Source organism: Acidiferrobacter thiooxydans (assembly GCF_003333315.1).
In the GTDB taxonomy this organism is placed as follows: domain Bacteria; phylum Pseudomonadota; class Gammaproteobacteria; order Acidiferrobacterales; family Acidiferrobacteraceae; genus Acidiferrobacter; species Acidiferrobacter thiooxydans.
This window is the reverse complement of the sequence record NZ_PSYR01000001.1, coordinates 184245-205552: the sequence shown is the minus strand read 5'-3', so window position 1 is coordinate 205552 and position 21308 is coordinate 184245. Positions and strand designations below refer to the sequence as shown.

The 21308-nt window shown below is 64.0% G+C and carries 21 protein-coding genes and 1 pseudogene; 10 read left to right on the top strand and 12 right to left on the bottom strand.

From position 1 onward, the window contains the following. Positions 1 to 20: 20 nt before the first annotated feature. The 7 genes from C4900_RS01055 to C4900_RS01025 form a co-directional block, all read right to left on the bottom strand. Positions 21 to 611 (bottom strand): ferritin family protein, encoded by a 591-nt coding sequence (locus C4900_RS01055; RefSeq protein ID WP_211306702.1) that lies wholly within the window; start codon positions 609 to 611, stop codon positions 21 to 23. Between the two features lie 312 nt (positions 612 to 923). Then, entirely contained in the window at positions 924 to 2330 is a 1407-nt protein-coding gene (gene glnA, locus C4900_RS01050; RefSeq protein ID WP_065970208.1) for a glutamate--ammonia ligase, read from the bottom strand. 180 nt (positions 2331 to 2510) lie between these two features. Beyond that, positions 2511 to 3668: a cation diffusion facilitator family transporter gene (locus C4900_RS01045; RefSeq protein WP_114282142.1), complete on the bottom strand. Its 1158-nt coding sequence runs from the start codon at positions 3666 to 3668 to the stop codon at positions 2511 to 2513. Beyond that, on the bottom strand, positions 3665 to 3892 hold the full coding sequence (locus C4900_RS01040) for a sulfurtransferase TusA family protein (protein WP_114282141.1): 228 nt from the start codon (positions 3890 to 3892) through the stop codon (positions 3665 to 3667). Before C4900_RS01040 ends, C4900_RS01045 begins: the two co-directional genes overlap by 4 nt. A gap of 4 nt (positions 3893 to 3896) precedes the next feature. After that, complete coding sequence (locus tag C4900_RS01035; RefSeq protein WP_114282140.1) at positions 3897 to 4940, bottom strand: tRNA (5-methylaminomethyl-2-thiouridylate)-methyltransferase; 1044 nt, start codon at positions 4938 to 4940, stop codon at positions 3897 to 3899. A 169-nt stretch (positions 4941 to 5109) separates the two neighbouring features. Then, a complete protein-coding gene (locus C4900_RS01030) occupies positions 5110 to 5994 on the bottom strand; it encodes a DUF4338 domain-containing protein (protein WP_114282110.1) in 885 nt (294 codons plus the stop codon). 8 nt (positions 5995 to 6002) lie between these two features. Then, positions 6003 to 7289, bottom strand: a complete 1287-nt coding sequence (locus C4900_RS01025; RefSeq protein ID WP_233431956.1) for an ISNCY family transposase — start codon at positions 7287 to 7289, stop codon at positions 6003 to 6005. A gap of 197 nt (positions 7290 to 7486) precedes the next feature. Between C4900_RS01025 and mtgA the strand changes: the two genes are divergently transcribed. The 7 genes and pseudogenes from mtgA to C4900_RS00990 form a co-directional block, all read left to right on the top strand. Then, positions 7487 to 8251 carry a monofunctional biosynthetic peptidoglycan transglycosylase gene (gene mtgA, locus C4900_RS01020; RefSeq protein WP_065970202.1) on the top strand — a complete coding sequence of 255 codons (765 nt, stop codon included), beginning with the start codon at positions 7487 to 7489 and terminating at the stop codon, positions 8249 to 8251. Positions 8252 to 8281: 30 nt separating this feature from the next. Then, positions 8282 to 9193 carry a glycine--tRNA ligase subunit alpha gene (gene glyQ / locus C4900_RS01015; protein WP_114282138.1) on the top strand — a complete coding sequence of 304 codons (912 nt, stop codon included), beginning with the start codon at positions 8282 to 8284 and terminating at the stop codon, positions 9191 to 9193. Next, complete coding sequence (gene glyS / locus C4900_RS01010) at positions 9186 to 11288, top strand: glycine--tRNA ligase subunit beta (protein ID WP_065970200.1); 2103 nt, start codon at positions 9186 to 9188, stop codon at positions 11286 to 11288. The genes glyQ and glyS overlap by 8 nt, the downstream gene beginning before the upstream one ends. Continuing rightward, positions 11281 to 11622, top strand: coding sequence for a nucleoside triphosphate pyrophosphohydrolase family protein (locus tag C4900_RS01005; protein WP_065970195.1), 342 nt, complete (start codon positions 11281 to 11283; stop codon positions 11620 to 11622). Before glyS ends, C4900_RS01005 begins: the two co-directional genes overlap by 8 nt. Then, on the top strand, positions 11622 to 12176 hold the full coding sequence (gene gmhB, locus C4900_RS01000) for a D-glycero-beta-D-manno-heptose 1,7-bisphosphate 7-phosphatase (protein ID WP_065970193.1): 555 nt from the start codon (positions 11622 to 11624) through the stop codon (positions 12174 to 12176). Before C4900_RS01005 ends, gmhB begins: the two co-directional genes overlap by 1 nt. Then, the gene (locus C4900_RS00995) at positions 12173 to 12922 is read left to right on the top strand and encodes a lysophospholipid acyltransferase family protein (protein ID WP_114282137.1); all 750 of its coding nucleotides are present in this window, start codon (positions 12173 to 12175) and stop codon (positions 12920 to 12922) included. The genes gmhB and C4900_RS00995 overlap by 4 nt, the downstream gene beginning before the upstream one ends. A 3-nt stretch (positions 12923 to 12925) precedes the next feature. Further along, positions 12926 to 13564, top strand: a pseudogene (locus tag C4900_RS00990) (epoxyqueuosine reductase QueH); the annotation flags it as partial. 12 nt (positions 13565 to 13576) lie between these two features. Here C4900_RS00990 and rsmA read toward each other — a convergent pair. The 4 genes from rsmA to C4900_RS00970 are packed head-to-tail and all read right to left on the bottom strand — an operon-like array spanning position 13577 to position 18594. Beyond that, complete coding sequence (gene rsmA, locus C4900_RS00985) at positions 13577 to 14338, bottom strand: 16S rRNA (adenine(1518)-N(6)/adenine(1519)-N(6))-dimethyltransferase RsmA (protein ID WP_114282136.1); 762 nt, start codon at positions 14336 to 14338, stop codon at positions 13577 to 13579. Beyond that, the gene (pdxA, locus tag C4900_RS00980; RefSeq protein ID WP_114282135.1) at positions 14325 to 15314 is read right to left on the bottom strand and encodes a 4-hydroxythreonine-4-phosphate dehydrogenase PdxA; all 990 of its coding nucleotides are present in this window, start codon (positions 15312 to 15314) and stop codon (positions 14325 to 14327) included. Before pdxA ends, rsmA begins: the two co-directional genes overlap by 14 nt. Beyond that, entirely contained in the window at positions 15289 to 16530 is a 1242-nt protein-coding gene (locus C4900_RS00975; protein ID WP_114282134.1) for a peptidylprolyl isomerase, read from the bottom strand. Before C4900_RS00975 ends, pdxA begins: the two co-directional genes overlap by 26 nt. 18 nt (positions 16531 to 16548) lie before the next feature. Then, positions 16549 to 18594 (bottom strand): LPS-assembly protein LptD, encoded by a 2046-nt coding sequence (locus C4900_RS00970; protein ID WP_065970183.1) that lies wholly within the window; start codon positions 18592 to 18594, stop codon positions 16549 to 16551. Between the two features lie 200 nt (positions 18595 to 18794). Between C4900_RS00970 and C4900_RS00965 the strand changes: the two genes are divergently transcribed. The 3 genes from C4900_RS00965 to C4900_RS00955 are packed head-to-tail and all read left to right on the top strand — an operon-like array spanning position 18795 to position 20883. Then, positions 18795 to 19784 (top strand): aminoglycoside phosphotransferase family protein, encoded by a 990-nt coding sequence (locus C4900_RS00965; RefSeq protein WP_211306701.1) that lies wholly within the window; start codon positions 18795 to 18797, stop codon positions 19782 to 19784. Continuing rightward, positions 19781 to 20437 carry an N-acetylmuramate alpha-1-phosphate uridylyltransferase MurU gene (murU, locus tag C4900_RS00960; RefSeq protein ID WP_114282133.1) on the top strand — a complete coding sequence of 219 codons (657 nt, stop codon included), beginning with the start codon at positions 19781 to 19783 and terminating at the stop codon, positions 20435 to 20437. Before C4900_RS00965 ends, murU begins: the two co-directional genes overlap by 4 nt. Next, on the top strand, positions 20437 to 20883 hold the full coding sequence (locus C4900_RS00955) for a hypothetical protein (protein ID WP_114282132.1): 447 nt from the start codon (positions 20437 to 20439) through the stop codon (positions 20881 to 20883). The genes murU and C4900_RS00955 overlap by 1 nt, the downstream gene beginning before the upstream one ends. Before the next feature lie 44 nt (positions 20884 to 20927). On the opposite strand, the gene C4900_RS15745 is transcribed toward C4900_RS00955, so the two are convergent. Continuing rightward, entirely contained in the window at positions 20928 to 21191 is a 264-nt protein-coding gene (locus C4900_RS15745) for a histone-like protein 2 (protein ID WP_147267089.1), read from the bottom strand. Positions 21192 to 21308: the final 117 nt, after the last annotated feature.

The following is a 21308-nucleotide window of genomic DNA, read 5'->3' as shown; positions in this document are numbered from 1 at the left end:
GACATCCTGCCGCGCTTTTTTTACATAAGCTTACGGGAACCCTGGGCGGTAGCGGCACCTATGCCGCTCTTCACGTTCATCTTCTCCTCGGGCGGCGGGATCACGGCCGGGACGCCAAGGGAAGCCGCCCATAACTCGCGCGCCCAGCCTCGCGAGTGGTAGAAGTGGCGGTCCTCTTGATCTTCTACCTCCTCGTAGGCCTTTTTCAGGATCGCCGCGTCGTGGCCCTCCATCTTCTTTGCGACCTCGCCGATCAATTCCCAGTTCATATGGTCTTTGAGCTCGGCAGTAGTGACGGCCTCCGCGGCCACGATCTCGGCCTGCCCCTTCACGCCCGAACTCAGCGCCATTTGCATCATCTTTACCAGAGTTTCCGCGAGGCTGCGCACGATCTTCCGGCCGCTCGTCTCCTGCTCGGCGTTCACGCCAAACTCCGTGCAGATATCCTTCAATATCTGCTCATGACGGCGACTTTCGGCCAGGAACTTCTCCCACTCCTTGCGCAAGTCGGCGTTCTGTACACAGCTTAACGCGGTCTCATAGATCCTGACCCCGCCGCGTTCGGTCTCGAGCGCCTCACACAATAACTCGTCTACCTTGCTCCGATTCATAAGCACCTCTTCCATTCACGTTGTCGCCAATCCGGCGAGGGCGCATTATGGTCCCGTGGGGAGGGCACAAAGATCGGGCCTATGACGGACAACGATGACGGGACGATACGTTTGGAATTCCCATCATACTCATCAGCATCCAACATACGAACACGGCTGAAAATGTCATGATGTGGCGTTTTCGGCAAGCCGGATGTGGCTCGTGGCTGTCCGCAACGGGACTCATGCGGTCAGGGAATCAGACGGAATCGATCGGACACAAAAACAACAAGACCCGGGAGGACCCCGGGTCTTGCGACAGACGGTAGCTACCTAGACGCTGTAATACATGTCGAATTCGACGGGATGCGTGGTCATGCGCAGGCGTGTGACCTCCTGCATCTTGAGCGCGATGTAGGAGTTCAGGAACTCGTCTGTGAAGACATTGCCGGCCGTCAGGAATTTGCGATCCTTGTCCAGCGCTTCCAGGGCCATGTCCAAGGAATGGCAGACGGTCGGGATCTTCTTGGCCTCTTTCGGGGTCAGCTCGTAGAGATCATGATCAGCGGCGTCACCCGGATTGATCTTGTTCAGGATGCCGTCGAGGCCCGCCATCATCATGGCCGAAAACGCCAGATAGGGGTTGGCCCCAGGGTCTGGGAAACGGACCTCGATACGTCGGCCCTTGGGATTGGCCACATGCGGGATGCGGATGGAGGCCGAACGGTTGCGCGCCGAGTAGGCGAGCATGACGGGGGCCTCGAAGCCGGGAACCAGGCGCTTGTAGCTGTTGGTAAGCGGGTTGGTAATGGCGTTCAAGGCGCGCGCGTGCTTGATGATCCCGCCGATATAAAAAAGCGCGGTCTCGCTCAAGCCGGCATAGCCGTCGCCCGTGAACAGATTCTTGCCGCCCTTGGCCAGAGACTGGTGGCAATGCATCCCCGAACCATTATCGCCGACGATGGGTTTGGGCATGAACGTCGCCGTCTTGCCGTGGTTGCGCGCGACATTATGAACACAATACTTCAGGATCTGGAGTTCGTCGGCCTTACGCACCAGCGGGGCAAACTGGGTGGCGATCTCGTTCTGGTTGGCAGTGGCGACCTCGTGATGGTGGGCCTCCACGATCAGTCCCATCTCAGTCATGGCGAGCGCCATGGCGCTCCGGATATCCTGCGCGGAGTCGACCGGCGGGACCGGGAAATAGCCGCCCTTCACCCCCGGCCGGTGGCCGAGGTTGCCACCGTCATAATCCTTGCCGGTATTCCAACTGGCCTCCTCGGAATCGATGCGGCAAGACGAGCCCGACATGTCGACGGTCCAGCGGACGTCATCGAATATGAAAAACTCGGGCTCGGGACCGAAGTACGCGGTGTCGGCAACACCGGTACTCTTCATGTAGGCCTCGGCACGCTTGGCAATGGACCGGGGATCGCGATCATAGCCCTTCATGGTCGCGGGCTCGAGCACGTCGCAGCGTAGCAGCAGGGTGGGCTCCTCGGTGAACGGGTCGAGCACCGCGGTGGCGGCATCTGGCATGAGGACCATGTCCGACTCGTTGATCGCCTTCCAGCCGGCGATGGACGAGCCATCGAACATCTTCCCCTCCTCGAAGAGCTTCTCATCCACCGTATGGGACGGCACGGATACGTGCTGCTCCTTTCCCTTGGTGTCGGTAAACCGAAAATCGACGAACTTCACGTCGTTATCCTTGATCATTTTCAAGACGTTCGCGGACATGCATTTCTCCTGACTCTGAATTATTGTGGGGCGCCGGGGCGGTCATTACGCCTGAGGCGGCCATTTTGCACGAAATATGCCAGCAAGCAAACGCCGCAAACTGGGTGGTTTCGGGCACGGGGCGTCATGCATGTCCCCATAATGGGGCGTTCCTGGACAATATGCACCATAAAAGGGCAATCAACGAAAGCAGACCTCTACGGACGCGATTTGCGGATCGCGCGCCGCCGCCTGCGCGAACTGCTCCTGCAGGACCCGGGCATCGGCCGCGGTCGGGGCCAGATCCAGCGACAGATGCAACTCCACGGCGATCCGCCCGCACAGATAGTGCAGAACCACCGAGTCGATGGCGCGAGCGGCCTCGATACCCGCGAAATAATGGTCAAGACGTTTCAGGATCTCGGCGCGCAATGGCAAACGCGCATTGGTGGCGGCATGCTCGTCGTCTTCCGAATCGATATGCACCACCACATCGGCGATATTGCTCACGTGACGCATGAGCGCTACGCGCACCATCTCGCTGATCTGGTGGCCCTCCGAGACGCTGATGGTCCCGTCCACGAGGATATGGACGTCGACAAACGCACGCCCCCCGGCGCGACGCGTACGCAACAGATGTAAGGTGCGAACACCGTCGATCGACAGGATGACGCGCCGGATGCGCTCGAGCTTCTCGGCCTCCAATCCGGTATCGACGAGCTCGCGCATGGCCTGCCAGCCCAGCATGGCGCCCATGCGAACGATAAGAATCGCGACACCGATGGCGGCCACCGAGTCGAGGTCGCGCACGCCCATCATGCTGCCGGCCACGCCGACTGCCACCACGATCGAGGAAAAGACGTCGGTCCGATAATGCCAGGCATTGGCGTGAAGGAGCTCGGACTGCAGCCGCGAACCGGCGCGGCGCATGTAACGGAACAAGCCCTCCTTGATGCCGATGGCGGCGAGCGCCATGGCGAGCGCCAGAAAATCCGGACGCGCAAGATGCCCGGGCGCACTCAGGGCCGCGGCGGCATGGAGTGCTATGCCAACACCGGCACCGACCAGGACCAGGCTCAACCCGAAGGTGCCGGCGGTCTCGATGCGCGCATGTCCGTAGGGGTGATCCTCGTCAGCCGCCTGCGCCCCGAAATGCGCCGCTGCCAGCACCAGCGTATCGCTCAAAAGATCCGAGAGGGTATGGAAGCCGTCAGCGACCAGCGCCGCCGAGCGCCCGAACACCCCCACGACGAGCTGACCCGTGGCCAACACGACGTTGATGAAAAGTCCACGCAAGACCACCCTTTGACGCTCGCCACCCCCTTCATCCCTGGTCTGCGGTGCGTTTTTGTCGGTCATCCGTGGCCCCCGACCCGTATGACGATCACTATGTCTCCGGAGGCCTCGGTGCGTGCCGCCACCACCTCGTGTCCCTCGAGGCGACACCAGGCCGGTATGTCGTGCAGGGCCCCCGGGTCGGTGCAGTGCACGGTCAAAGTATCGCCGACGGCCACCCGGCCGATGGCGGCGCTGACGCGAATCACCGGCATGGGGCACAGCAGATAGCGGGCGTCGAGATCCATGGCTTCACAAATACCAATCGGCGGCCAGCGCATGGGCCGGCAGCGGCGCCACGTCGCGCTCGCGGGTCGGGCCGCCCGGCCTGCCCACGGCCATACGCACCCGCGCCTCGCACCGCCCTTGTCCAAAGCGCGCGGTGATCGCGCATGCGAGATCCAGACCGGCCTCGTCGACATCGCCTTGCAGGAGGGCCAGGGGTCCCTTATGGTCGAGCGCCCACAAATGCACGAAGCGCTGGCGATAACCCTCCAGAAACCGGTTCTCTCCCTCTTCGCGACCGATAATGAGCTTGAAAGACGGGTGCGGCCGCAGGTGGCGGCCGATCTTCAGGAGCATGATGTCGTCGAAATCGTAGCGCCGCTCGCCGCGGCTTGCCCACAGATCCCGAAGCTTGTGGGCGTAGTTCTCATCGGTCAGGAAACAGCACCCGCCGGCGGGCTGCGCATATTCGAAACCATAGGCGCGCGCCAAGGCGATCTGGGGTTTGCGGTTACGGCCGCTCAAGCCCAGGAGGCGCTCACGATCCACCCAGCCCTCGCGTTCGGGAAGGGTCGGCGGCAAAAGCTTCGCGGACAACGGCCGCAACAGCCGATCCAGGGCGCCGGACTCGCGCGCCACTACCGGAAACGTGTCCCGGCGCTGCGACATCGGCCGCTGTCCCAAGACCTCGCCTGTCACAATGAAATCGAAACCGTGTTCCTCGATCCATGACCGCGCGCGCCCGATCATGAAGGCCTTGCAATCGAGACACGGGTTCAGGTGCGCGCCATAGCCGTGGCGCGGATTCAAGACCACATCCTTGTAGTCGTCGATGACATCGACGATATGGAGTCGGATACCCAGCTGTTCTGCGCTGTGAAGGGCGTTGTTGCGCACATGACGATCCTTGCGATCACGGCGTACGGCGTGCGTATGCCCCTCTACGCAAAACCCGGTAAAAAAGTTGATGCCCTCGACATGGATGCCCTGATCGAGCATCAGACGTGCCGCGAGCAGCGAATCAAGGCCGCCCGAGAGCAGGACGATCGCCTTGCGTTTATGGTTTTCCATAGGTCCTTGGCGAGCCACCCCTCCACCCGGTATGCTGTTGCGCCCGCCTCGAAGCCTTGCGGCGGGCCGACAGTATATCGCGGGATAGTCACCCCCGCACCCCAAGGGAACTTATGCCAGCAATTCTCAATGTGAAGCGACGCCGCTTCGGAATGGGGTGGCGGTCGATCTACGGGGTTTGCGTGAGTCTCTGCCGGACGTCGGGTACGAGCGGATAGAGCCATATCCGCTTGGGGCTTGCCCCATGGCGTGTGTGTTGGCGGTCTGCGCGGCCGCGGCCGGTGGTAAGACCCACGTCGATCCAGTTGGCAGCGAGATAGCAATGTCCCGTAAAACGGGTCGGATCGACGAGGGTCTCGGCCAGGAGGGGCTTAACGCCGTAGGCGGCCGTCCAATCGATGGTGACGGTGCGTAACGCGAGCGCCAGCACGTGGCTCGCGAGGTTGGGAACCCGCACGTGGGGCAAGATCAGGAAGCGGGAGTTACAGATAATCTGCTGGAGGCACCGGGCCCGGGTGGCATCGTCCCAGCCGATCCACTGATCGCGTCCCTTAAGGCGCCAGGCGGGCGAAGAGAACTGCAGGCAGCCCAGGACCGTGGGGCTTTTGGATGTGGCCTGGATCAGGTAGCGGAGATGGGCACCAAAGGGCACGCGATGGCCGAGGGGATGATGGCGCTCGATCAACGTGCGCCAGAGCGTCCGGTCTGCGGGTGTTTCCACGCGCTGCAGTCGGATCGGCTGCAGGGTGGCAAGCGGCGCGTCGAGCGGGGCTGACTGTGGGTCCGGGCCGGCCGGAACCGTAGTGCGAGCGCCTTGCGGACGCCCGGGCCGCAACGGGGCGAGACCAATCAGCCCCGCCTCCTGCATCCGCTCAAGCAGTGCCCGGCATTCGATCGTCTTCGGGTGTCCGTTGGGGCGGTGCCAGTCGAGGAGTTCGCACACCGTCTGCGCCAACTCATGGCGGCTTAAGCCCCCATAGCGCTTCGCCAAGGCCACGATCAGCGATCGTTGCTGCGCCTCGAGTACCTGACCACAAAAGCGGATGTCCTCCATAATGGTCCTCAACTGCTGTCGGGGGCGTCGATTTCGAGGCCTTTCAACATGAAGTCGAGCAAGGCCTCGAAGCTCTCGAAGCACAGATACCGCGTCAAGGCCCGGATATCATCAAAAAAGGTCTGACGGGTGGGGAGGCTTGCGCGGAGCAAGCGGTATTTGTGACTGGTCATCTCCTGCACGGTATGCAGCAGGAAGGCGAGGAGGTTCAAGGTCGCCAAGAGCGACGAGAGGTGCTTCTTGCCGTGCCCGAAGTTGTGTTCGAAGTGGTAGCCCTTGGTCTTTAAGGTGTTGTTGGCGCCGTTCTCGATGCCCCAGCGCGCCCGGGCGGCGGCCGCGAGGGCGGCGACGTTCCCTGGGTGGATCGTGTGCCGCGTGACCCAGGCGTTGTGGTAAATCGTTTGGCCCCCGGCATCGGTGGTGGTGAGCTCCAGCCAGTGGACACACAGCGCATCCAAGCCGGCGCGCAAGGGCAGCTCCGAAGCGAAGCGGTAGGTGTCGGTCAAGGTCTGCTTACCCTTGCGGCGCGTGATCTCATGGGTGGTCACGCCCCCCGCGCGCGCGAGGCCCTCGACCTCCTCATACAGTGTGGGGTGCGAGCTCGGTTTGCAGACCAGGAGGAAGTGTAACCCCGCCGCCAGGATCTGCTCGCACAGGGGTTGACGGCTGTAGAGGTCGTCGCCGAGCACGGTGACGTGCTGATCCCGGTAGCGGCCGGCGCTGGCCGCAAGCCAGCGGCTGGCGGCGGCGGTTTCACAATCCTGCTTGTCGTGGCCGTCCTGCGGGACAATAAACTCGGGCGCCAGGGGGATCACCCGACTTAAAGTCGGGGCCACGATCACTGGTGTGATCACGGTATGGGAGTAGCTGGTTTGGCCATTGTGATGCTTGGCTACCGTACATTGTGGGCAATGGATGGTGTGGGAGGAGTGATAAGCCGTCCCATCCAGGGCGATGAGTAGCGCGCCCGGACCGTCTTCAGAGGCCTCGAGGGACACCCGAAAGGGATCGATGTGACCGCCGGCGTTCAGGGCCTCAAATATCTGCGTAAAGAGCGGGAACAGGTGAGAAGGCGCCACGGGATCGAGCATCGTGCGCACACAATTGTCCGTCGGGATCTGGCTCATGCCAAAGAGCGTCTGGGCATTGCTTTGGCCACGGGTCTGCTCCATCGTCCTCTGATAGGCCAGAAACGACGGGCTTTGCGTGGTGAACACGGCAAAGGCCGCCAGCGCCGCATCTTCCATGGTATAGACGCAGTTCTTCCCGGTCCGTTTGTCAGGGGCCGCCCGCATGACCTCCTTGAGCGACTCCACCAGGGAGTTCAGGCTCAGGGGATTTCCGGTAACAAGATCCGTCACGCCGCGCTCGCGCCCAATGGCCCAGCGCTGTTATACCGCAGACCGTGCCTTTTGTCCAGCCCCCGCTCGCATCAGCACACGCACGTTATCGGATGCTGATGGTCGTTGCTACATTTAGAATTGCTGAACTTATGCGCCTCTTGCGTCTGCTGTCCGGCCTGGTATTGGCCGCCACGGCCCTGGACCTCGCCACCCTCGTGGCGCGCTGGGTGGCGGTCCCCCACCTGGCGCACGGCCCCGTCCCGCGATCGCGGTTCATGGCCGCCTACCTGAAAGAACGCGCAGGCCACGGCGGCCCACCGTTGCGCTGGCGGCCCGTGCCGCTGACGGCGATCGCCCCGGCGCTGCGTCGCGCCGTGGTGCTCGGCGAGGACGCGACTTTCTATCGTAACGACGGCTTCGATGTCGGCGCCATCCTGGCGGCGGCCCGTTACGACTGGCACGCCGGACATATCGTCTATGGGGCCAGCACAATCACCCAACAGACCGCCAAAAACCTCTTCCTCGATCCGTCGCGGACCTTCTTTCGCAAGGCCAACGAGGCGGTTTTGACGATGGCGCTCACCCACTTCCTGCGCAAGGACCGCATCCTCGAGGTCTATCTGAATGACGCGCAATTCGGCCGGGGCCTCTACGGGGCCGAGGCCGCCGCCCGCCACTACTTTCATGAAAGCGCGGCGCACTTGACCGTCCGCCAGGCCGCGGAGCTCGCCGCCACCCTGCCAGACCCGCTTGGCGCGAATCCGGCCACGCGCAGCCGCTATTTCCGCCGGCGCGCCGCCAAGATCCTGCGGCTCCTGCAAGCCACCGCCCGTCATGCCCCCATACACCATCGGCGCGCCGCCGCACCCTCGTACCGCGCGGCGTTTGCCGAAAGCGCCGCTCACCCTTTATAGTGACGCCGAAACCGGCGCCGCGACCGGGGTTTGCCCGCGCATCCCTTCTTCAAGGACTATGATGTGACATTCCAGGAACTCATTTTTGCTCTGCAACGCTATTGGGCGAGACAAGGTTGCGTTATCGAGCAGGCCTACGACGTCGAGGTGGGTGCCGGGACCTTCCATCCTGCGACCTTTCTCGGGAGCCTGGGACCCGAACCGCTGCGCGCCGCCTATGTGCAGCCCTCGCGGCGCCCGACCGATGGCCGCTATGGCGAGAACCCGAACCGGCTGCAGCGCTATTTTCAGTTTCAAGTCGTGCTGAAACCATCGCCCCTCGACATTCAGGATCTGTACCTCAAATCCCTTCAGGCGCTCGGAATAGACCCCCTCGTGAACGATGTGCGCTTCGTCGAGGACAACTGGGAATCGCCCACGCTCGGGGCCTGGGGACTCGGCTGGGAGGTCTGGCTGAACGGCATGGAGGTGAGCCAGTTTACGTATTTTCAGCAGGCCGGCGGCCTGGAATGCCGGCCGGTAACAGGAGAGATCACCTACGGCCTGGAGCGGCTCGCCATGTACCTGCAGGGTTGCGATAACGTCTATAACCTCGCGTGGAATGCCGATGTCCGTTACGGCGACCTCTACCGGCAGAACGAGGTCGAGCAGTCGCATTTCAACTTCGAGGAGGCCTCGGTCGAGGCACTGCAGGCGCGCTTTCAGGCCTTCGAGGACGAGTGCCGGCGGCTGATCGCCGCCGACCTGCCGCTTGCCGCCTACGATCATGTCCTGCACGCCTCGCACACCTTCAACCTGCTCGACGCCCGCCATGCCTTGAGCGTCACCGAACGGGCGCGCGCCATAGGCCGCGTGCGCGCGCTGGCGCGCGGCGTGGCCGAGGGCTATTACCGGAAACGCGAAACGCTGGGATTTCCCCGGATGCGGCCGAGCCATGACTAAGAGAAACGACCTGCTGGTTGAGATCGGTACCGAGGAACTGCCCCCAGGGGAACTCGTGGCGCTGGCGGAGGCCCTCACAGAGGGTCTGCGCGCGGCACTGGCCGACAGCCAGCTGCTGGCCTGCGACTCCAAGACACAGAGCTTTGCGGCACCACGGCGCATCGCCGCGCGCATAACAGGGGTGGCCGCGCGCCAAGGTGCCCAGACCATTGTCCGCAAAGGGCCGGCCGTGGCGGCGGCATTCACGCAAGACGGTTCGCCGACCGGCGCCGCTCACGGGTTTGCACGCTCCCTGGGCGTGGGCGTGGAGGCCCTGGAGCGGCTCACGACCGACCGCGGAGAGTTCTTGAGCTATCGTGAGCGGCGCCCCGGGCGGGGCCTTGCCGTGGTCCTTGCAGACATCCTCGAAGGCGTCCTGCAGCAGCTGCCGGCGCGCCGGCGCATGCGTTGGGGGGCGGGGGCCACGGAATTCGTCCGGCCGGTCCATTGGGTGGTGGCCTTGCATGGCGCGCGCGCCCTGCGTATCCCGGTGCTCGGTGTGGTGAGTGGACGAAGGTCGCGCGGCCACAGATTCCACGCCCCGCGCGCACTCGTGATTGCGCAGGCCTCGGCCTATGAGACCCTCCTCGAATCCGAGGGCCATGTGATCGCGGGCTTTGCCGAGCGCCGCGAACGGATTGGCGGACAGATCGCCCAGCTCGCGGCCACGATCGCCGCGGAACCGCTCGTCGATAACGGGCTCATCGATCTCGTGACCGCGCTTGTCGAATGGCCGCACGCGGTGCTCGGCTCCTTCGACGCGGGCTTTCTCGAGGTGCCGCGCGAGGTATTGATTGCGGCCATGCAAGGCCATCAGAAATACTTTCCTTTGCAACAGCAGGGGCGGCTCCTGCCGCATTTCATCACGATCGCCAATATCGCGCCGCAAGACGATGAGGCGATACGCAAGGGCAACGAACGGGTACTGGCGGCGCGCTTCGCCGATGCACGGTTTTTCTGGGACACCGACCGCAAAAGGTCCCTCGAGACCTACGCACAGGGGCTCTCGCAGGTGGCGTTCGCGCAACGCCTGGGCAGTCTCGCCGACAAGGCCGCGCGCCTGGCGCGGTTGGCGCGCGTGATCGCCGAAAAGCTCGGCATAGACCCCGGGCAGGCCGCGCGCGCGGGCGCCCTGTGCAAGGCCGACCTCTTGACCGGCATGGTGGGGGAGTTTCCCGAGCTCCAAGGCATCATGGGCGGACATTACGCGCGCCACGACGGCGAGCCCGAGATCGTCGCCGCCGCCATTGCCGAGCACTACCGGCCGCGTTTCGCAGGCGACGCCCTGCCCGACGGCACCCTCGGTCTTACGCTGGCGCTGGCCGACAAGCTCGATACCCTAGTCGGCATCTTCGGAATCGGACAGGGCCCCACCGGGGATAAAGACCCATTCGCCCTGCGGCGCGCGGCGATCGGCGTGCTGCGTCTCCTGGAGGCCTTGGGCGAGCGCCACGGGCAGGATCTGGCAATTGCCCCGCTGCTCGCAGCTACGTGCGCCCAATACCCCTCCGGACTCCTCGCCGCCGATACCGCCGATATCGTGCATCGCTTCCTCGCCGAGCGTCTGCGCAACCTCCTCGAAGGCACGCTTTCGCAAGACATCGTGGCGGCGGCCCTGGCGGGGGGTGTGGACCGCATCACCGATACGATACGACGGGCACGAGCGCTGCTGGCCTTTGCGCAAGGACCGGCGGCCCCGGCCTTGGTCGGCGCCCATAAGCGCATCCGCAACATCCTGCGGCAGAATCATGAGCCCCTCGACGACCACGAGCCCTGGAACGGGATCGAGAAGGCCGACCGGCGGCTTGCGCAGGAGATCGCGCATCGCGAGGCCGAGGTTGACGATCGCAGCGGCCATGGCGATTATGAAGGCGCGCTCGCGTCGCTTGGGGAATTGCGGCCGGCCGTCGATGCCTTCTTCGAGGAGGTGCTCGTGATGAGCGAGGATGCCACGACCCGCAGGGGTCGCCTGCGCCTGCTGGCCCGGCTCGCCGCCTTGTGCGAGAGGGTGGGGGATCTGTCGTGCCTGAAGATATCGGGAGACCCGCATGAATGATGGGAACCAGGACTCCTTTGCCGCCATGCGCGAGGCGGTGCAGCGTTTCCACGACAAGCATGACCTGAAGAATCACGGAGGCGAGGAACTCGTCTACCGGGTGGCACTGATGGCCGAAGAACTGGGCGAGATCTCGGCCTGCATCACCAAGGGCCGGAGCCGGGAGGCGCTCGCCGAGGAATGCGCCGATCTGCTCATTTTGCTCATGGGCACGGCGATCTCCGCGGACTTCGCGCTCGACCGTGCCTTCTGGGACAAGATGGAGGCCCTCATGAAGCGCTCATCGCGCATGGTCGCGGGGCGCATCCGGGTCTCGGAATTCCGGGACTCGTAATGCGTCTCGTCATCCTGGACCGCGACGGCGTCATCAACGAGGACTCCGATGACTACATCAAAACACCGGAGGAATGGCGCCCGATACCGGGGAGCCTGGAGGCGATCGCGCGGCTTACGCACGCCGGCATCCAGGTGGTGGTCGCCACCAACCAGTCGGGTATCGCGCGAGGCCTCTTCAACGTCGACATGCTCGGACGGATACACAATCGCATGTTGGACGAGATCCATCATAGGGGCGGGGAGATCGAGGCCATCTTCTTTTGCCCGCACGGCCCGCGGGACGGCTGCACCTGTAGAAAGCCGTTGCCCGGGCTTCTTTATGATATAGCGGCGCGCTTCAAGACCAGCCTTAGCAGCACGTTCGCGGTGGGCGACACGCGCCGGGATCTGGAGGCGGCGCGCGCGGCGCAAGCGCTCCCGGTCCTGGTGCGCACCGGCAAGGGCATGCGCACGATCGCCGACGGCAAGGGCCTCGCGGGGGTCCCTGTCTACGACGATCTCGCGGCATTCACGGATGCCGTCTTGTCCCATGGCGTAAGCGGTGGTGCATGAAAAAACCGCTCGCGGCCGCGGCCTTCCAGGCGGGCTTCATCCTGTCGATCGTCGTCTGGGCGCCGGTCGTGCTTGCGCTCTTTTGGCTGCGCCCCATACCGCGCTACCGCGTCATAAGCCAGTGGGGGCGCTTCAATATGTGGTGGCTCAAGCTTACCTGCGGACTGTCCTATGAGGTCTCGGGGCGCGAGAACATCCCGGAGGCGCCCTGCGTCATCCTCTCCAAACACCAGTCCACCTGGGAGACCTTGGCCTTTCAGTGGATCTTCCCGCCGCATGTCTGGGTCCTGAAACGGGAGCTGTTGTGGATCCCCCTGCTTGGCTGGGGGATGGCCTTGAGCCAGCCGATCGCCATTGCGCGCGAGCGCCAGCGCAAGGCTATAGATCAGGTCATACAGGGGGGATGCCAGCGCCTGGCGAGCGGGCGTCATGTCATCATTTTTCCGGAGGGGACGCGCGTGCCGGTCGGGCGTCATGGACGTTTCAAGCTTGGCGGCGCGCGTCTCGCGCTCGCCGCCGGCTGCCCGGTGCTGCCGGTCGCGCACAACGCCGGCTGCTTCTGGGGGCGCCGGGCGTTCATCAAGGAGCCGGGCGTGGTGCGCGTAGTGATCGGTCCGCCGATCTCCGGAGAGGGTCTGAACGCCGCTACCTTGAGCGCCCGCGCCGAGGCGTGGATCACGGCGACCACGGATATCCTGGAAAAGGCGGAGGGGGCCTGCCAAGAGAAGATCCCCGCGGTACAATGAGCCATGCCTGACGAACGCCCCCTACTCATTCCGCCGTGCGACGACCGCCGTGTGCTGCTGCATTCGTGTTGCGCGCCGTGCGCGGCCGACGTCATGCAGGAGATGCAGCGATCGGGCATGACCCTGGAGGTCTTGTTCTACAATCCCAATATCCACCCCCTGAAAGAATACGAGCTACGCAAAACCGAGAACAAGCGCTTTGCCGACAAGCTCGGCGTGCCGTTCGTCGATCTCGATTATGACAAGGACGACTGGTTTGCACGCGTGGCGGGACTCGAAAACGAACCCGAGCGCGGGGCGCGCTGCACGGTATGCTTCGATATGCGCTTCGAGCGCTCGGCCCTCTATGCCGTGGAGCACGGTTTCGCGGTCTTTACGAGCTCGCTTGGCATCTCGCGCTGGAAGGACATGAACCAGATCAACGCCTGCGGTGAGCGCGCCGCGCGCCGCTACCCCGCCTTGCGCTACTGGACCTTCAATTGGCGCAAGGGTGGCGGGAGCCAGCGTATGATACAAATTGCCAAGGAGCAGCGTTTCTACCAGCAGGAGTACTGTGGCTGCGTGTATTCCCTGCGCGACACCAACCGCGCCCGTCGCGAGCGCGGCTATGGCAAGATCCGCTTAGGTGAACGCTTCTATGGAGACGGACAAGACTCAGGTCGCGGCATGAACGGCCAGGGCCACGAACTCGGCGACACTCAAGGTCTCGGCGCGGCGGGTGGCGTCGATACCAAGCGTCCGCCAATCCTCGTCCCCAAAGTACCCTCGTAGCGACTGGCGGAGCATCTTGCGCCGTTGCGAGAACGCCTGGGCGACGATCGCGGAGAACAACGCCGCGGCCGGCGGCGGGACCACAGTCGGGACCGGACGCAAGGCCACGAGGCGCGACTCGACCGCTGGCGGGGGACTGAAGGCTGCCGCGGCCACGGTAAAGAGCGGCATGACCTCACAGCGCGCCTGCACCATAACCGACAGTCGCCCATAATCGCGCCCCCCGGGAGACGCCGCCAGGCGGTCGACGACCTCCTTTTGCAAAAGGAACACCATGCCGGCGATACAAGGCTCCCCCAGGAAATGAAAGAGGAGCGGGCTCGAGATGTTGTAGGGGAGATTGCCGACGATACGCAGCGCGCCCGCGACCGTCGCGCATGGCGAAAACCGCAGGGCGTCGGCCTCGTGTACGATGACTCGGTCGTTGGCAAAGCGCCGCCTGAGGCCTGCGATCAGGTCGCGATCGATCTCCACGACATGCAATTCGCCGCCTAGTCGGGACAGATGGGCGGTCAGCGCGCCATCGCCCGGTCCGATTTCGAGCGTATGGTCTCCAGGCATACCCGCACAGGCCTGGGCGATACGCGCAAGCACCGACTCGTCACGCAGGAAATGCTGGCCGAAACGTTTCTTAGGGACGGGCATGGCGGCATGACAAGGCCTTGGCAAGCGTCATGGCCGCTACCATGCTGCCGGTATCGACCGGCCCCGTCCCGGCTCGGTCGAGGGCGGTTCCATGGTCCACCGAGACCCTCGGGAAGGGTAGACCGAGGGTCACGTTCACGCCGCCCCCGAACCCTTGCGCCTTCAGCACTGGGAGGCCCTGATCGTGGTACATGGCCAGCACCACATCGGCCTGCGCCAGACGCGCGGGAACGAAAGCGGTATCGGCGGGCACAGGGCCGACCGCGCGTATGCCGCGTGCCTGGGCGCGCTTCACAGCGGGCGTTATGATATCGATCTCCTCGTGCCCTAAGTGCCCACCCTCTCCAGCATGGGGGTTTAGGCCCAACACCATGATGGCCGGCCGCACCAGGCCGAAATCCCGCGTGAGCGCGGCGTCCAGAATGTCGAGCGCCGCATCCAGGCGCGCGGCGGTGATCGCCGCCGGTACCATGGTGAGGGGTAGGTGGGTGGTAACCAGGGCGACGCGCAAGGATCCCGCCGCCAGCATCATAACGACCTCGGTCACGCCCGCCGCGTGCGCCAGGAACTCGGTATGGCCGGTGAAGGCCTGTCCCGCCTCATTGATGACAGCCTTGTGCACCGGGCCTGTGATGAGGGCGCTGAACTCGCCGGCGAGACAGCCTTCCGTTGCGCGCCTGAGACAAGACAGGACATAGTCGGCGTTCGCCGGATCCGGGACACCGGGGGTCGCGCGGCGGGCGAGCGCCACGGGCAGGACCGAGGGGCCATGTACGCCCGGCGCATAGCGCGGCCAGTGGCGTGGCCGCCCGCGCAGACGCGCCCTGTCATCCAGAAGGTCCGGATCCGCCACACACACCCAGTCTGCGCCCTCATCGTAATCGAGCAGGGCCATGAGATCCGGCCCGATGCCGGCCGGCTCTCCTGGAGTAATGGCGATGACCGGGCGCTTAGATGCGGCCTGGATAGCGGACATAGGCGTCGTCACGCAAGGTCTGCAGCCAGCGAACATACAGGGCGTTGCCCCTGCGCATGCGCAGAAGTCGGCGCGCCTCATTGCGCGTCATACCGGCGCGCATGCGCCGCGCCACCACCTCGATCAGGACCTGGCCGCGCGCCGTGGCGTAAGGCCCGCCCACGGTATGCAGAGGCAGATGGCGCGCGGCCTCGGCCAATGTCGGCGGCAGCCCCGCGACGGTCATCCAGCCGAGCGATCCGCCACGCGTGGCCGTGCTCCCCTGCGAATACGCGCGCGCCAGGGTCTTGAAATGCGCGCCCTGCGCAAGACGCTTCTTCAAGGCCTTCAGCTTTTCGCGGGCAATGAGCATCGATACCCGGCGCGACGGCCGCAGCACGATCTCGCGCAGACGCACCTGCTCGTGCTCCGGTCCTTTGAGGCCGGCACGCTTGCCCTTCAACTCGATGATATAGTAGGCCCCCCGTCCCGACACCAGCCGCACATCCCCGCTCTTCATCTGGCGTAACGCACGCACAAAGCTCGGTCGCAGGTGCGCCGCCGTCCGCCATCCGATATCCCCACCCTCCAGGGCATGGGTGTCCTGGGAATATGCGATGGCCGCCTGGCTGAATGGCTCGCCGGCGTGGATCTTCTTCAGGATGCGCAGGGCGCGCTTGCGCACCGCCTGACGCGCCGACGTGTCGGCTGCCACCGGAAACTGGAGCGTGATCTCGGCGACATGGTAACGGGTGCCATCGGCGGCGCGGGCCTGCGCGAGAAACCGATCGACCGCGCGCTGGGTCACGATCACCGACCGGCTGATACGGCGCATGATGAGCGTGCGGATCGTGATCTCCGTGCGCAGCCGGCGACGGAAGGTCGCGGGAGTGAACCCCTCGGTTGCCACCGCCTGCTCAAACTGTGGCAACGTCATGTGATTGCGCGCCGCAAGAGAGGTCTCGGCGTGCTTGACCTGCGCCCGGCTCACGCGGATGCCGATATTGTGCGCATACTGAAGCTCGAGCCGCTGCAAGACCATCTGACTCAAGACCTTGCGCGCCAACAGATGGCGCGGGGGTACGGTCACATCGCGCGCCGCCAAGCGCTTTATCAGCAGGGATACCCGCCGGTCCAACTGATTTTGAGTAATGACCTCGTTATTTACGACCGCAACGATCTTATCAATCGTTACCGGGCGGGGGGCGACCGGGGCCTGAAGAAGTGCGGCGGACATAAGGTAATCTCCTGACTTTTAATAGCCGAGCATGAAGCCGTGTTGGCTAAGGGGCACAACCGGCGCCGATCCGAGCGCGCCTAGGCCGTTTAGCGTGAACTCGAACATCGCAGTCGTGAATTGGGTGTTGTTAAGACCGAGGGTCTTGCCGACATAAAATCCCAGTCCCCAGCAGCAGCTATTGTATTGGATACCGAGATAGGACTCCAAGCTCGCCGATTGCATGAGCGAATAGCTGGTCTCGACCAGGGTAGACCAGTGCGTGAGCACGGGCCACTGGAGCGACACGTCCACCTGCTCCTGGACCCCGCGGATATACCGGTGACCGACGGTTATGATGGCGTTGGGCTTGGGACTGTACTCGACATAGGCGTCGCCCTCGTCGGTCTGGTCATTGTTGGGGTTCCAGGCCAGTGATCCACGTACATACCAGTGCCGGCTGAGTCGCGCATAGGCCTCCGCCGCCAGATCCGAGGTGCGATTGAGGACGCGCGTCTGGTAGGTGGCATAGATCGAGGGTTTGTGGAAGTAATAAATCTCACCGACGCTCGCGCGCAGCCGTTCGCGACCCGTGGAGGAATAGAGGCGCGTGGTGAGACCGGCTATCAGCTGGTTCGCGTCTACCTGGCGGTCCGGCCCGAAGAAACTGTTGGTGCGAAACAGGTTCGTATAGGTAAACGGCGCCGGGGCGGTATCGAAGAATGGGATCCCCTGCTGGTTGCGATAAGGGACGTACAGATACGAGAGCTCCGGCTCCAGGGTCTGGCGGCCTCCGCCTTTGAGTGTGCGCTCGAAGACCAGACCATCGCTGAGACTCGCAATCGGCGTGGTTCTATGAATGGTCGGCTGACCCGCGATCCAATAGTCGGTCTCGCGGACTGCGAGCCGTGGGGTTATGAAGCCGGCGGGCCAGCGCCACGGATAGCTCAATGCCGGCTCGAGGTCGAGGCGATCGGCGGGGGGCGTTCCCCCGCCCAGAAAGCGCGCGGCACTGGCCTTCAGACGGTAGTGCAGGCGATTGGGCTTGGCCGTGCCTCGTGCGTTAAGGAACAGCCCGGGGAGTTCTTCGTAGGGCTTGTAGGCGGCGCCGATGCTCGTATCGAGGAGCTGATAGGCACTGCTCGTGACCTGCAATCGCAAGTGCCGGCCTGAATAACCGACCGCGCCCAGCTGCGGCAGGTCGATTTGGCTCGCGAGCGCGAAATTAGCGCTGAAGTCGGTATAGAACGCCGGGTCTGAGACCCGGTTGTAGTTGATGCTCGCCCACCAATAGGGGTTGAAAACCTGGTTGTGGGCGATGTGCAGGGCGTAGCGCGGACCGCCATACACACGATCGACGGGAATGTAGTCGATGCGATCCGAGCCGCTATACCCAAGACCCAGGTAACGGAAGTGGTTACGAAACAGCACCCCGCGCCGCGTCATGATCTCGGGCGTCGTGGTCAGATCGTAGTTGGGCGCGAGATTCCAATAATAAGGGATCGACAACATGATCCCCGAATTGCTCGCGGTGCCGTAGCGCGGCGGCAGGAAACCGGACTTGCGTTTGGATGATATAGGGAAGCTCAAGTACGGCCAGTAGAAGATCGGGACACCGTGAAAATACACGCGCGCATTGGTGGCGATGCCCACGTCCTTGGTGTAATTCAAGTGCAGCCGGTCGGCGTCTATATACCAGACCTTGGTGCCCTCCGGGCACATCGTATAACGCGTATCCTTGATGTCCGACTTATGGCGGCTCCTCAGGATCACCATGACCGCGCGTCCGCGCGCATTGCTGCCCGGAAGCACAAAACGCACCGCGCGCGCCACGCCCCGGCCCGTGGCCCGGTTCATGTGCAGATAATGGGCGCGCAACTCGCCACCCTGGGCGTTGGTCACGCGCACATGCCCAATGGCCGTAAACGCGTTGGTCCGGCGATTGAAGCGGATACGCTGCGCATGCACGGTCTCCGTACCGTAGGTCAGGACGACCTTGCCGCTGAACACGGTTACGCCGTCGGCGAAGGCGCGCGCCTTGTCGGCCACGACATGGGCGATCTTGCGGCCTCCGCGGGTGCCCACGAACGGGGTCGGGTGGGTGGCAGGCGCAGGGCATGCGGCGCTCGCGCTGCAAGAGACTATAAGTAACAGCAGGAGCCCCGTCGAAGAGCGCGCGGCAACGATCCGGGGCATCGGGGTGTCGGTCAAATGTCAATGGCGGCTAAAATCGCATACAATCGCCCGCCGAGGCAAGGCCTCGTCCGGTTATAAGGAGAAATTTCGTGACCGATGACAAGCGGTTGGCGGCCCTCATACAATTCACGCGGCGCATACTGGGCACCTCCGGATTCACGATCGCGCCGGCATCATCCGACGCGAGCTTTCGGCGCTACTTCCGCATCACATCAGGCGGGGAGTCCTGGGTCGCCATGGACGCGCCCCCGAACAAAGAGCCGCTTGCGCCGTTTGTCCGTGTCGCCCAGCGTTTCGGCGCCCTCGGCCTGCACGTGCCCAAGGTGCTGGCCTGCGATCTTGACACCGGTCTCGCCTTGCTGACCGATCTCGGACACACCCCCTACCTCGACAAGCTCGACGATGCCACCGCCGACCGCCTGTACGGCGATGCCCTAGGGGCCCTAGTGGTCCTGCAGGGCGGGACCTTCTCCGACCCGGACTTCCTGCCGCCCTACGACGAAGTGCTGCTCAGGCGGGAGATGGAGCTCTTTCCGGAATGGTATCTAAGAGGCTATCTCGGGCATACGATAACGGGCGGCGAGCGCCGCCTGCTCGACCAGGCCTTCGACGACCTCAGCGCGAACGCGCTCCATCAGCCCCAGGTCTGGGTCCATCGCGATTACCACTCGCGCAATCTGCTGGTCAACACGCTCCACAATCCCGGGATCCTGGATTTTCAGGATGCCGTGCGCGGCCCGATCACCTATGACCTCGTGTCCCTGCTGAAGGACTGCTACGTGGCATGGCCGAGGGAACGCGTGGTCGACTGGGTCAAGGGCTATTGCCAGCTGGCGCGCGAATCCGGACTCCACCAGTGCGATGACGAGGCCGTCTTCCTCGAATGGTTCGACCGCATGGGCATCCAACGGCACCTGAAGGTCGCGGGAATATTCGCGAGATTACACCTGCGCGACGGTAAGCCGGGATATCTGGGCGACCTGCCGCTCACCATGCATTACCTGCGGGAGGCGACCGCGCTCTACCCGGATCTTTGCGACCTGCACACCTTCCTGCGCGCGCTCCCGGAGTCCCCATGAAGGCCATGATCCTGGCGGCCGGCCGGGGTGCGCGCATGCGTCCTTTGAGCGACGTTATACCCAAGCCGCTTTTGGCGGTACACGGAACGCCGCTCTTGGATCGCCTGATAAGTCAGCTGGCGCGCGCGGGATTCACGGACATCGTCATAAATGTCGCGCATCTCGGCGAGAAGATCCGCGCGCACCTGGGAACCGGCGCACAGCTGTCCGTCACCGTCAGTTACTCAGACGAGGGTCCGGCCGGGCTCGAGACAGGCGGGGGCATCCGCCGCGCCCTGCCATTGCTCGGCTGCGACCCGTTTCTCGTGGTCAACGGCGACATCTACACGGACTATGATTTTGCGCGCCTGCCCGCATCGCTTGCCGGACTGGCGCACCTCGTTCTCGTGGATAACCCGGAACATCACCCGGAAGGGGATTTCGGGCTATGCGATGGGCAGGTGGGGGATAACGCGCCGCGACTCACATTCGCCGGAATAGGCGTATATCGGGCCGCGTTATTCGCGGATGCGACCGCGGATCGCTTCCCGCTGGCCCCGCTCCTGCACCGCATGAGCGCTCGCGGGCTGATATCAGGCGAACACTATCACGGCCTGTGGACCGACGTCGGCACGCCCGAGCGATTGGCGGCCTTGAATGCGGGGCCGCGCTGATGGACACCGTCGGGGACGTCGCATTACCCGCCGAACTCGTGGCCCGGCTGCGCGCGCGCTGGCAACTGCTGATCGATATCGCGGTGTGGGGCGACATAAAAAGCGAGCAGTTGGGGCTTTTGACCAGGCTGCGTAAACGCATCCTGGAGCTCGGTGAACGGCTCAAATCACTCGATGCCGACCGCGCCTGGATCCCCAAAAGGCGTGAGCGCATCAAAAACCTGCTGGGGTCATGTCTGAGCGCGCGCGACACGCTACTGCAAACGGAACGCGCCGCCCAGGGCGTCACGGGCGGCCGCGACAAGGATGCCCTGTCGCAGGTCCTCGTAGATCTCCATCGGATCATGACGACCGAGCTGCAGGAACACGAGAACGCCTGGGCCGAGACCCTTCAGGTCTTGAACAAGGGAAGCCTGGAGGACGAGGAGGACGAGGAGGACGCGTAAAAAAGGCCGTGTCGAAGACACGGCCTCTTACGGCCCCGCGCGGGCTACTTCTTCTTGGAACGCGCCTTCTTCTTGGTGGACGTGGTCTTGGTTGTCACCGACTTCTTGGCTGCCATCTTGGTGCGCGACGTCGACGTCGCCATCCGGGTTGACGCCTTCTTCGGTGCGGCCTTCTTGACCGACGCCTTCTTGACGGACGCCTTCTTTGTCACCGACTTTTTGACGGCGGCCTTCTTGACCGACGCCTTTGCAGGCGCGCTTTTTCGCACCGCCTTCTTGGGCGCCGCCGCCTTCTTCTTTATTGCCATACGCTCACTCCTTCGTTCATGTTAAGAGCTGCGCTCCGCCAACTCTCCGCCTCCCTTGAGTTCGGGCGTCGGGGCAAGGAGCCAACCGGCCAGTGCGCGACCGAAACGCCATATCGG